The 12,179-nt window shown below is 61.5% G+C and carries 10 protein-coding genes; 5 read left to right on the top strand and 5 right to left on the bottom strand.

From position 1 onward, the window contains the following. Nucleotides 1-8: 8 nt before the first annotated feature. The 5 genes from ASD76_RS09285 to ASD76_RS09265 all read left to right on the top strand — a co-directional run bounded on the left by ASD76_RS09285 (nt 9) and on the right by ASD76_RS09265 (nt 7,609). On the top strand, nt 9-989 hold the full coding sequence (locus tag ASD76_RS09285; protein ID WP_055921582.1) for an alpha/beta hydrolase: 981 nt from the start codon (nt 9-11) through the stop codon (nt 987-989). A gap of 545 nt (nt 990-1,534) precedes the next feature. After that, nucleotides 1,535-2,104: a hypothetical protein gene (locus tag ASD76_RS18620; protein ID WP_235506600.1), complete on the top strand. Its 570-nt coding sequence runs from the start codon at nt 1,535-1,537 to the stop codon at nt 2,102-2,104. Between the two features lie 210 nt (nt 2,105-2,314). After that, the gene (locus ASD76_RS09275; RefSeq protein ID WP_055921576.1) at nt 2,315-3,616 is read left to right on the top strand and encodes an MFS transporter; all 1,302 of its coding nucleotides are present in this window, start codon (nt 2,315-2,317) and stop codon (nt 3,614-3,616) included. 54 nt (nt 3,617-3,670) lie between these two features. Further along, entirely contained in the window at nt 3,671-6,658 is a 2,988-nt protein-coding gene (locus ASD76_RS09270; protein ID WP_055921573.1) for a TonB-dependent receptor domain-containing protein, read from the top strand. Nucleotides 6,659-6,730: 72 nt separating this feature from the next. Then, nucleotides 6,731-7,609: a shikimate dehydrogenase gene (locus ASD76_RS09265; RefSeq protein WP_235506598.1), complete on the top strand. Its 879-nt coding sequence runs from the start codon at nt 6,731-6,733 to the stop codon at nt 7,607-7,609. Here ASD76_RS09265 and ASD76_RS09260 read toward each other — a convergent pair. The 5 genes from ASD76_RS09260 to ASD76_RS09240 all read right to left on the bottom strand — a co-directional run bounded on the left by ASD76_RS09260 (nt 7,602) and on the right by ASD76_RS09240 (nt 12,074). Further along, entirely contained in the window at nt 7,602-7,793 is a 192-nt protein-coding gene (locus ASD76_RS09260; protein WP_055921570.1) for a hypothetical protein, read from the bottom strand. The two genes, ASD76_RS09265 and ASD76_RS09260, sit on opposite strands and share 8 nt — an antisense overlap. A 110-nt stretch (nt 7,794-7,903) precedes the next feature. Next, on the bottom strand, nt 7,904-9,079 hold the full coding sequence (locus tag ASD76_RS09255) for an NAD(P)/FAD-dependent oxidoreductase (RefSeq protein ID WP_055921567.1): 1,176 nt from the start codon (nt 9,077-9,079) through the stop codon (nt 7,904-7,906). Between the two features lie 90 nt (nt 9,080-9,169). Beyond that, complete coding sequence (locus tag ASD76_RS09250) at nt 9,170-10,300, bottom strand: mechanosensitive ion channel family protein (RefSeq protein WP_055921564.1); 1,131 nt, start codon at nt 10,298-10,300, stop codon at nt 9,170-9,172. Beyond that, on the bottom strand, nt 10,297-11,142 hold the full coding sequence (locus tag ASD76_RS09245) for a beta-etherase (RefSeq protein ID WP_055921561.1): 846 nt from the start codon (nt 11,140-11,142) through the stop codon (nt 10,297-10,299). Before ASD76_RS09245 ends, ASD76_RS09250 begins: the two co-directional genes overlap by 4 nt. Nucleotides 11,143-11,444: 302 nt before the next feature. Further along, nucleotides 11,445-12,074, bottom strand: a complete 630-nt coding sequence (locus tag ASD76_RS09240) for a hypothetical protein (protein ID WP_156457614.1) — start codon at nt 12,072-12,074, stop codon at nt 11,445-11,447. Nucleotides 12,075-12,179 lie beyond the last annotated feature (105 nt).

The raw sequence follows: 12,179 nt of genomic DNA, 5'->3' as shown, positions 1-12,179 counted from the left end.
AGAGATGAATGAGCAAGTTCCACAGTCTTGTGGTCGCCGCACTTCTGGTCGGTTCGGCCGCAGCTTCTGCACAGAGGGCAGAGCCGCCCACACTGCCTGAGCCTGCGCTCGGAGATCCGATGCCCAGTCGCGTCGTTCCGTACCCGAAGGGTGTTCTGGCGCTGGCCGATGTGGAGTTTTCCAGGATCGAACGTTTCCGGCCGCTGATCCTGGATGTCTATCTCCCGGCTGACCGCGTCGAGGCCAAGCCGCTCATCGTCTATGTTCACGGGGGTGGATGGCGCGGTGGCCACACGCGGCAGTCGGGCGCCTTTGCCGACTTTCCAGGGGTACTCGCCGAGCTCGCTAGCCGGGGATACGTGGTTGCGTCCGTCGAATATCGCCTTTCGGGCGAAGCGCCGTTTCCGGCGGCTCTGGACGATGTGCGGACGGCGATCAGGTTTCTGAAGGCGAATGCCCAGGAGTACGGAATTGATACCGCGCGAACCGGCATCTTCGGCGGATCGGCTGGGGGCCAGCTTGCGATCTTGGAGGCATTGACCTGTGGTGCGGCCCCAAGCGGAGCGGACAAGGCAAACTCCGAAATGTCCGATTGTCCGCAAGCCGCGGCTGGCTGGTATGGCATCTATGACTTTCCGGCCATGCCGCAGACTGGCGGACAACGGGCTGAATTCGACTATCTTGGCTGCGAGCCCGGCCGTTGCTCGCGTGAGCAGTTCGATGCCGCGAGTGCGATAATGCACGCGGACGCGAAAGATCCGCCGATCCTGCTCCTACACGGCACTGAAGATCGTGTGGTCCCGGTAGCGCAGTCTGAGAGGCTGGCACAGAAACTGAACTCTGTCGGCGCGTCGGTCGAAGTCGAGATCATTCCGGGCGTAGGACATAGCTGGGTAGGGGCCAATGAGGCCGAGACCCGCGAGGCGTCGCTGCGTGCTCTTGATCACACCTATCGCTTCTTTGACCAGCATCTCCGTTCGAAGCCGTGAGCGCGAGTTGGCTGAGGGGAGGCAGCTTCGCGTGGCCTATCCTGCTCGGCGCGACAGCCTGCGCACCGGCCGTTGAATCCGCTTCGTCCGTTGGACCTTGCACCGCCGACGGTGAGCTTACGTTTGTTTGCGGAGCCGCCAAGCCGGAGGATCTCGCCAAGATCCCCGACAGCCGTTGGATAGTCGCTAGCGGTTTCGCGCCGGGCTCGGGGCTCAAACTGATCGATACCAGGCGACGGACCCTGCAATCTTGGTTCACCGGCAAGCGGCATCAAATTGCTCCGGATCGGAAACGGTTTCCCGATTGTGCCACTCCACCTGACCCCGCGCTCTTCAACGCCCGCGGACTGAGCTTTCGCGCGACCAGCACCGGAGAGGGCGAGCTACATGTCGTCAACCACGGCGGGCGCGAGTCCATCGAGGTGTTCGCCGTTGATAACCGCGATCGGTCTCGGCCGCCCAAGCTGGCTTGGCGCGGTTGCCTGCTCTTGCCGCAGGGCGACGTCGGCAACAGTGTCGCAACCTACGGCGATGGGACGGTATTGGTGACCGTCCTCACTAGACCGGGCACATCAATCACCGACTTCGTTCTCGGACAGAAGACTGGGTACGTTCTCGAAAGACCGCCGGGCGCAGAGCATTTCCATGTGATCGAAGGGACCGAACTGCAGGGCAACAACGGTCTCGAGGCCTCCCCGACGGACGATGGCTTCTACGTAGTTTCCTTCGGGTCTCGCGAGATCGTCCGTTTCAACCGGAATGACGCGTCAGGCCCGGCTTGGAGGACCACAGCCCCCGAATTCATGCCCGACAACATACACTGGTACGGCGGCCGGCTCCTCGCCGCAGGCATGGTTCGCGACGAGCCGGCTTGCGGCGGCCCAAGGCAAGTGATCGATGGCGTGGCGGATACTATGCAGTGTCATCGGGGCTATGTCGCGGCACTGCTTGACCCGACATCGAAGGATTGGGAGGTGCTCGTCAGGGCCGGCCCAAATCCATCGTTCAATGGCGTTTCGGCAGCGCTCGTCGTGGACGGCGATCTTTGGCTTGGCTCGTACCAAGCAGACCGTGTTGCCGTCAGAAAGCTCACAGCTATGGAAAAAACGAACTAGTTCGTTAATTTCACTTGCGACCGAAACCGGCGTTCCATATCACACGCTCAACGAGAGATTCGTGCCAAGGAGCGCGAACATAAAGGGAGAGGGCCGGCGTTTCGATGGCCGCGCAAACAGTCTACGTCCTGAACGGGCCAAATCCGAACCTTTCGGCTCTGCTTGCGGTGCGTCGCATCGCGCGATCCCCGTTGGCAGCTGCGTAGAGCCATGAGCTACTCGGGCACCATCCAAAGCTCCCAGCGCGCCACGAAGGCTCGTCTTGGCATTCTCGCACTGATTAGCTTTGCGACCTTGCTCAACTATCTGGATCGGGCCGTCATGGGCGTTGCGGCGCCCTCGATGACCGAGGAGCTGAAGATCTCCCCGGAAGTGATGGGGCTGATCTTCTCGGCGTTTTCGTGGACCTATGCCGCTGCTCAAATACCTGGCGGAATTGTCCTCGATCGCCTGGGTACTCGCATCACTTATGGCGCATCCCTTCTGCTGTGGTCGGTCGCGACATTCTTCCACGGCATTGCCTCGAATGTTGGGATGCTGCTGGGGTTCCGTTTGGCGCTGGGCGTCGCCGAGGCCCCCTGCTTCCCCTGCAACAGCAGGATCCTGAGTACCTGGTTTCCGCAGGACGAACGCGCTCGCGCCAACTCGGTCTTCGCAGTGGGTCAGTACGCTGGGCTCGCCTTTTTCAGCCCGGTCCTGTTCTGGATCGTTGGCGCTTACGGGTGGCGATCGCTGTTCTTCATTGCCGGCGGTATCGGCATCCTCTTTGGCCTGGCGATGTACGGGCTTTACCGGGAGCCCCATCAGAGCAAGCGCGCCAACCAGGCCGAGCTCGAACACATCAAGGCGGGAGGCGGCCTCGCCGTTTCGGCCTCTGCACCATCAGAGCCCTTCAGCTGGTCAAATGTGCGCCGGCTTTTGAGCCAGCGCCAGATTCTCGGCGCATCGATCGGTCAGTTCTGCGGGAATTCCACCCTGGTCTTCTTCCTGACCTGGTTTCCTACCTATCTGGCAACCGAACGCGGCATGGATTGGATCAAGTCGGGCGTCTACGCCGTGCTGCCCTACATTGCCGCGTCAGTGGGTGTGCTGCTTGGTGGCTATGTGTCCGACGTCCTTCTGCGGCGCACGGCCTCGGCGAACATCGCGCGCAAGCTGCCGATCGTCACGGGGCTGCTGCTGGCGTCGACGATCATCGCCGCGAACTACGTGGACGATAACCTCATCATCATCGCCATCATGTCGGTCGCGTTCTTCGGGCAGGGCATGGTCAACCTCGGTTGGACGCTCATCTCCGACGTGGCGCCCAAGCAGTTGATCGGGCTGACAGGTGGTGTCTTCAATCTGTGCGCCAATCTGGCCGGCATCGTTACGCCCATCGTGATCGGGATCATCGTTGGGCAGACCGGGTCTTTCTACGGGGCGCTCGCATTCATCGGCGTGCTCGCCCTTGTTGGGGCCGCATCCTACGTTTTCGTCATCGGAGACGTGAAGCGCATCGAGTTGCAGTGATTTTTTTGGTCGAGGAATGAACTAAATCGTTCGTTATCTACGGGGAGAGATGGGATGAACAGGAACGTTTTCAGCGCAATGCGCCTAGGAGGCTCGCTTGCCGCGCTTGCGTTTGCGACGTCGGCAGTGCCGGCATTTGGCCAAGAAGCTGACGCAGCTGATGAGCAAGAGACGAACAATGCCGGTGGCGTCATCGTCGTCACTGGCTCGCTAATTCAACGTCCGAATAACACTTCGGTCAGCCCGATCATCACCGTAGGGCAAGAGGACATCCGCGAAGCTGGTACGGCGACGCTACAAGACGCGCTCAATCAGGTTCCGAGCTTCACCGTCGGCGGAAACGCTGCGACGGGCGGCCAGGGTACCGGTGGGCGCGCATCGATCAACCTCCACGGCCTTGGGACCAATCGCAATCTCGTGCTGCTAGATGGCAGGAGGCTTCCCGTCTCGGATATCGCAGGCAACGTCGACATCAACATTCTGCCGGAAGTGATCATCGGCGGAGTGGACGTGATTACCGGCGGCGCGTCTGCGATTTACGGTTCTGACGCCATGTCGGGCGTGGTCAACTTCAAGACGCTGCCCCAACTAGACGGCTTCCGCGTCGACGCCCTTTCGTCGATCAGCGAACGAGGAGATGCCTTCAAGTTCAATGGCGCGCTCGCCTTCGGGACGGACTTTGCCGAAAATCGCGGCCACCTGATTACTGCCTTCAGCTACAGCAAGCAGGATCCCGTTGATGGCAGTCGACGGGAGTTCTTCCACGATAAGACGCCATCGTCGTTCATCGGAACTGGAACATTCGTTCCCAGCGCCACCAACGCTCCCAGCGCCGCGGTGCTGCAAACGGTTTTCTCGCAGTACGGCATAACCGGCACGCGCAATCCGTTGCTCAATCTCGGCTTTAACAACGACCAGACGCTTTTCGTGCAGACTGGCGCGGTCAACTATCGCGGACCGACGGACGGAAACGGTTACATGGTCATCGGCGGCAACGTCCGCATGCCGGTGGGCCAACAGATCCAGTTCCATAACGCACTCGAACGCAAGACCGCCTTCGTCAAAGGCGACTACGATCTGACCTCGTCCCTGAACCTCTACGGTCAGTTCATGTACGTCGACCTGACGGTGAATACCGAGAGCGGCGGCAGTCTGACGCAGTTTCCCGCGTTGACCACGATCCCGGTCACCAATCCCTTCATTCCGGCTGACTTGCGCACAGTCCTGGCCTCGCGGCCCCAGGCGACAGCTCCGTTCACCTGGAACGGACGGTATGTCGGCGTACCGGACAAGAACTGGGACGAGAACTATCGGGTAGCGCAGTATCTCGCTGGTTTGCGAGGAGACATCACCGACGGCTGGTCGTTCGACGTCTTCGCCTCATACGATGAATCCCAGCACAACCAGACGATGCACAACGCGGTGTTGAAGTCTCAAGTCTACCGGCTGCTCAACGCTCCCGATGGCGGAGCATCGCTTTGCGCCGGTGGCTTCAATCCATTTGGTGACGCCAATGCCCGCTCACTGTCCGACGCCTGCGTCAGCTTCATCACCAAGAATGCGCGCAGCGTAGAAGACCTGTCGCAAACCCAGGTCCAAGGGCAGATCAACGGCGAGATCTTCGATCTGGGCGCAGGCCCGGTCCAAGTCGCGCTGTTGGCCGCCTACCGCAAGAACACTTACGAGTTCTCGCCTGACTCCGATCTGGTCTCGCCGAATGCATTCAACCTGATCGTTCCATCAAATCCGGGCGGTAACATCGAAGGCGTGGTCAACACGCTTCCGGTCCCTCCGGTCGCGATCAACGTCAAGGAACTTGCTGCCCAGATCGATATCCCTCTGCTGGCCAATGTCCCATTCGCAGAAGAGCTTGCGGTAGGGGGCGCGGCCCGCATTTCAGATTACTCGGTCACCGGGTCTGTCACCAGCTACGAACTGGATGCCAGGTGGCGGCCGGTCGAAGCGCTCTTGTTCCGCGGCAGCTATCAAAGGGCGGTTCGCGCTCCCAACATCGGCGAACTGTTCTCGCCACCACAGGGTGCGCAGTTGGTCATCGGCACGCCGCCGGGCGCGCTCGGTGATCCTTGTGACGTCAGGTCGACGGCGCGGACGGGGGCGAACGGCGCACAAGTGGCGGCGCTGTGCGTCGCGCAAGGCGTTCCGGCAGCTGCCATAAGCTCCTACCAGTTCCCGACGACAGCTACGGGCCAGGTCATATCGGGAAGTACCGCTCTCTCACCGGAACGGGCTAACACCTTCAATTTCGGGTTCGTGTTGGATTCCCCGATCAGCAGCGGGGTGTTTTCCGACATTTCCCTGTCGGTCGACTATTTCAACATCACCATCAACGACGTCATCTCCACCGTCCCGGGCCTGACCGTCCTTTCCAGCTGCTTCAATCTGGATGGTTCGAACCCGACCTATTCGAACTCGAACGATTTCTGCACGCTGATCACGCGCGACACGCTGAGTGGGCAGATCCTGAACGTCGCCACGCCGTACCAGAACCTTGGCAGGCTCAAGACCGATGGGATCGAAGCTCAGCTATCGTGGAACATCCCGCTGGGACTGTTGGACGAGAGCGGGAGCATCGATCTCAACTCGGCGATCGGATGGCTAAACAACTACGAAATCCAGCAGCTCCCCGGTGTGCCACCGGTTGACTACACCGGCGTGAGCGTAGGTGGGGCGGGCACGAGTTCCGTACCTCCCCGCGCCACCCCGGTGTGGAAGGCCCTCACAACGGTCGCATATCGCACTGACACCTTCGGGATCGGTTTGCGCTGGCGGTATCAAAGCAAGCTGAAGGACGTCAGTTCCGTCCTCACCCCGGCGAACGCCCAGGTCGGGGTGCCGTCATACCAGCTGTTCGACCTGTTCGGTTCGGTCAGAATCGAGGACGAGTTCGAGTTGCGGGCGGGCATCAACAATCTGTTCGACAAAGAACTGCCGTTTGTCGCGAGCTCTCAGAACGGGACCGATACGGCGCTCTACGACGCCATTGGTCGCTCGTTCTATGTCGGCGTGCGCTTCGGCTTTTGAGGGGGGAGAGCGCTCGGCCTAGATGGCTGAGCGCTCTTTTCACCGCGAGCATTCTCGTTCCGGAGAAAATCATTGGAAGAGTTCGATCGCCTGCCTGAGTTCGGATCGCCAGAGCAAGTCTTGGTTGGCCTGCTGGGGCGGGACATCCAGCTCTCCCGTTCTCCCCAGATGCATGAAGACGAGGCCAGCGCGCAGGGCATTCCGTTAGTTTACAAGCTGTTCGATTTCGCCGCGCTCGGGATGACTGAGCAGGACCTCCCGGTTTTCCTTGAGACTCTGCAAGCCTCCGGGTTTTCAGGCATCAATGTGACACACCCCTACAAGCAGGCGGTCATTCCACTTCTGGACGAGCTTTCGTCCGGTGCCGAGCGGGTAGGGGCAGTAAACACAATCGCATTCCGCAACGGCAAGCGACTTGGCTTCAACACCGACGTGACGGGTTTTGCGGAGAGCTTCCGCAACGGCCTGCCTTCAGCGGGCGTGAAAGTGGTCTTCCAGGCGGGTGCTGGAGGCGCTGGGGCGGCGACGGCCTATGCGATGCTCGAAATGGGCGCCAATACCGTCATATTGCACGACCCCCAGGAAACTCGAGCCGAACAGCTCTGCGAAGCACTTCGGCACGCCTTTGGAATAGAGCGTGCGCGAGTGTCTGGCGACATCCGCGCGGACGTGTCTCAGGCCGACGGGATTATCAATGCCACCCCTGTTGGCATGGCGGGCTATCCCGGAACGCCTATCCCGGTGGACTTGTTGCGACCCGACCACTGGGTTTCAGACATCGTGTACTTCCCGCTCGAAACCATGCTCCTGCAGAAGGCGAGTGCGATTGGTTGTGCTGTGCTCGATGGAGGCGGGATGGCGGTGTTTCAGGCGGCGGGAGCGTTTGAGATCTTTACCGGCCACAAAGCGGATGGATCTCGCATGCGAGAGCGGTTTCTCGCGATCAGGTGAGGCTCGGCCTTAAAGCCCGCTGATCCAAATTGCCAAAGGTCAGGGCTTCGACCCAGAGTACGCGATAGCGGCGCGCCAGTTCGATATAGCGTTGGCGTATATCGGGGAGCTTGGCGGCGGCGGCGAGGCGGTAGTACCGGTCTATCCGACGCTCAAGGTGCTCGAGACTCCGTTTCCATCGCATAGGCTCGCCCTTCTGTGTCTGCCACTCGATGGCTATTGAGACATGGTGGCAACAATGCGGCAGGAAATGAACGACTTGCGGCGGCTCCGGAACGGTTCGGCGTTCCGCCCTTAAAAGGCTTGTGCCGCCGCCCAGGCGCTGGCCCAGGCCCACTGGAAGTTATAGCCACCGAGCCAGCCGGTGACGTCCACCGCCTCACCTATGACGTAGAGGCCCGGCACCCGTTTGGCTTCCATCGTCTTCGACGACAGCTCGGCCGTGCTGATGCCCCCTGCCGTTACCTCGGCTTTGGCGAAGCCTTCGCTTCCATTGGGTTGAAAGTTCCAGCTACCGAGTTGGGTTTCAGCGCTCTGCAATGCCGCATCGGTCACATTGGCGAGCGGCCCTTCGAGCTTCAGGCGGTCGCTCAAGGCATCAGCCAGTCGGTCCGGTAGCTGGGCTCGCAGGGTGCTACGTAAGGTGGAGCGCGGGTTCTGATGCTTCGTCTCAAGCAACCATCCCGTACCCGCGTTCGGCAGGAAATCGATCTCTACCGGGCTCCCACGGCGCCAGTAGGATGAGATCTGCAGGATGGCAGGGCCCGAGAGGCCGCGATGCGTGAAAAGGGCGGCCTCGCGGAACGCGGCCGGGCCGCAGCGGGCGATGACTTCGGTCGCCACGCCCGACAATTCCCGGAACAGCGCGTCCTCACCACTAAGCGTCAGCGGCACAAGGGCAGGGCGGGGCTCGACGACCTTCAGGCCGAATTGGCGCGCAAGCTCATAGGCGTAGGCGGTCGCTCCGATTTTAGGAATGGAGGGTCCCCCGGTGGCGATCACCAGCGCGGGCGCTTCGGCGACATGCCGATCGGTCGTGACGGTGAAACGCCCGTCGACATGTTCGACCTGCCGAACGGTCTCTCCGCACGAGAGCTCGACATCCCCCGCCGCGCATTCGGCGAGCAGCAGATCGACGATCTGCTGCGCGGATTTATCGCAGAAGAGCTGCCCGAGTGTCTTCTCATGCCAGGCAATGCCGTAGCGTTCGACGAGGGCCAGGAAATCTTGCGGAGTGTAGCGGCTGAGCGCCGACTTCGCGAAATGCGGGTTGGCCGAGAGGAAGCGCTCAGGCGCCGTGTGGAGGTTGGTGAAGTTGCACCGGCCGCCACCGGAGATCAGGATCTTCTTGCCCGGCTTTTCGGCATGCTCGATCACGAGCACGCGAAGGCCTCGCTGGGTCGCCTGGCCAGCGCACATCAAGCCAGCTGCGCCGGCGCCGAGGATGATTACATCGTAGCTCTTGTTCATTTCGGGGGCCGTCCAGCAGTGGCGCCTCTAGCGCTCACTGCCGTCGGGAGCCAGCCATTCCCGGCCCCTAAGATTGCCGGAGGACCGAAATCAGCTTTCCGGTTCGTGGTGCATAACCGGCATGACGTCAGGGTAGGGCATGACCAGCGATCCGTCAGGCGCAGCTGTGAAGCTGGTCTGAGTGGGATAGGCAAAGCGGATGCCGCGGGTTCGGAACAGCGCCAGCACCGCCAGCGCGACTTCCTGCAGCGCGGCATGAGCTTCGATGACGTCGTCGGTGGTGATTTCGAAGATGAAGTCGTAGTCGATCGAGCTTGGACCGAAGGCGCGCAAACCGGCGCGAACGAAGCGATAGCCTAGGCGGTCGACTTCGGCCTCAAGCAGCGACGGGATCGCCTGCAAGTCGTCGTGGGCGGTCTGGTGGATCACGCCGATCGGCAGCTGGAAACGGAACATCTCGCGGCCGGAGAAATTGGTCACTTCCTGCGCCAGAAGCTGCGTGTTTCCGATGATGCGCATATCGCCCGAGAGCGAGCGTATGCGCGTCGATTTGAGCCCGATGCGCTGGACTACGCCGGTTACCGGCCCTTCCTTGCCCTGATAAGTGATCGTCTCCCCGACGCAGAACGGCTTGTCGAAGATGATCGAGAGCGCCGCGAAGAGATCGGAAAAGATCCCTTGCGCGGCAAGGCCAATGGCGATGCCACCGATGCCTAGGCCGGCAACGAGGCCGGTTACGTTCGCGCCGAGGTTGTCGAGGATGACGATCACGGCAATCGCAAACACTACCACCGAGACCAGCAGGCGGATGATGCCCATGGCGCTGGCCATGCTGTTCGGATCGCCTTCGATGCTGCTTGTCCGCTGGGTGATGACCCCGAGGATCAGCGCTCGCGCCCAGCTCGCCACCTGCAGCGCGACCGCTACCGTGAACAGGAAGACGATGGTCTTGGAGACATCCTCCGGTGGGTGGAGATACCCCTGAACCATCCGCAGCGAGAGGGCGATGAGGAACCACAGGCGGGTCTTGCGCACGACACTGGCGAAGACTTCGGTCAGGCCGTTCTGCGCGCCGAGCTTCTTTACCGCGCGCAGCACCAGCGCCTTTATGCCGTAAAGCAGGGCAACGACCGCCGCAGCGATCGCTAGCGCAATGGCGATTTCGACCAGGTTGTTGACCGCCCAATCAAGGACGGGCTTGCGCCACAAGTCGATCTTCACGCGCTTGCTGCCTCACCCTTAAGCCGCGCCGTTTCGGAGGCGGTGGACTGCGGGCCGGTGTTGCGCTTGGTCAGGCCGTTGGCCTGGGGGTCGCGTACGAAGGGTTCGGGATCGTTCTCGCGCCGGGGCAAGCCGAAGATCGGTGACATACCAGGATGCCGCCCGAGCCCGCCGTAGAGGTCGAAGCCACGATCGATCCAGTCGCGCAGCGGATCGTCGGCCGGAAGGGCTGGGATGTCGGCAACCGAGGCAAGGAAGAGGAATACCGCGAGCAGGCGGTAATCCACGTAGTTCGGGCTCTCGCCGCCGAACCACTGGTGTTCGCGCAGGGTATTGCGCATGAGTTCCAGCTTCGGCGGAATCTGCGGAAGACGGTCTTCTCGGCCGATGATGATGTCCTCGATCTTCTGCCCCCCGAACATCCGTTCGCGCGATTCCGTCACGTAACCGTGGTCCTGCGGCAGCGCTCGGTCGCGGTACTGCTTGAGGTAGCAGGTCATCCAGGGGCCGATCGCGGTTTGCCAGAGCCACTGTTCGAGCATCTGCCCGCAGACCTTGACCGACGGATCGCCGATCAGGGTCGGGCGGTGGGGATATTTCTCGTCGAGGTATTCTGCGATCAGCCAGCTATCTAGCACCCACTGGCCGTCGTCCACGATCGCCGGCAAGCGCTCGGTCTGGCCGCCAGTACGCTCCGGAATTCCGGTGAAGCCGCCCGGCACGATGTCCATCTCGAAACCCTTGTGGGCAATGGCATATTTGGTCGCCCACACGAACGGGCTGATTGTCGCTCCGCTCGCCAGCTGGAGATCGTAAAGCGTGATCGTGTTATCTTTCGCCAATGCACTTCTCCCGAACGGCGAGCCTTTTGCCGGAGTTTAGGCAGGCAAATCCTAACGCGCCAGTCACCGTTTCTTGTCGGATTTCTTGACAGGTGGAGCTGAACGCGAATCCTCGTTAACCATTGAAACGCGCAGAAAAGTGCCGTTTGCCGAAACTGGCATGCCACGTGCAAAGTATTGGATACCCAACCAAGTCTTCGAACGAGGCGGGGCCGCCCATTGGTCCCCACCGGTCTCCCGGCCCCGCCTCCCCGAAGAACCCTCCAAACATAGCGATGAACTGGAAAAAGCGCGCAGCGCCTTTAGCGGCGTATCCGCGTGCGAGTTTCCAGGTCCGTCAGCCGCTGTTCCAGATAGGCCTGGTCCTGAGGCGAAGCGTTGAGCTGGGCGTAGGCGGCTTCCAGATGGGAGACGTCCTCGTACTCGACCCGCAATTGCGCCTGGGCCGCGCTCGATAGGCCGCTGGAGGGCAGGGCCCGCCCAATGGCATCGAGCCGCGCTCTGGGCGTCTGCGTCACGCCTCCGTAGCTCGTATCGCCTACCCTGACGTCGAGCGCATCAAGGCGCGCATCCAGGTCGCTGCGTTCGCTAGCGCTGATTACGCCATCGCGCAGGTAGCCGTCTTCCACACGGATCAAGGCCGCATAGTCGGACTTGAGACGGGTGCCTTGCGTGCGGCTCAGGCGGCGCGCGGAGACACCGGCATCGACGCGGCGCTCGAACTCGGCCCGGCCGTCAGCGATCTCGGCAGTTTGGGCGGTCTGGCCATCCTCATAGGCTCCCACTGAGAGGACCTGGGTAAGAGCCCCGTAGCGGTCGGCGAGATCGGACCGCTCTGTCGAGGTAAAGCGTCGGTCAGCGCCGTAGCGGTTTTCGAGTTGAACCAGTTCTGCGTAATCGGACTTCAATCGGACCGCGGTCTGTTGGCTCACGGCTCCTGCACGCACTTGATTATCGACGCGGCTTTCGAATTGGCTGCGCTGGTTTGCTAGTGGCGTTTGCCCGGCGGCCCACTGCGCTTCAATCGAAGAGGTGTT

Source organism: Altererythrobacter sp. Root672, assembly GCF_001427865.1.
Taxonomy (GTDB): Bacteria; Pseudomonadota; Alphaproteobacteria; order Sphingomonadales; family Sphingomonadaceae; genus Croceibacterium_A.
Note: the sequence above shows the minus strand (reverse complement) of the source record. Positions and strands in the feature narration are given on the sequence as shown.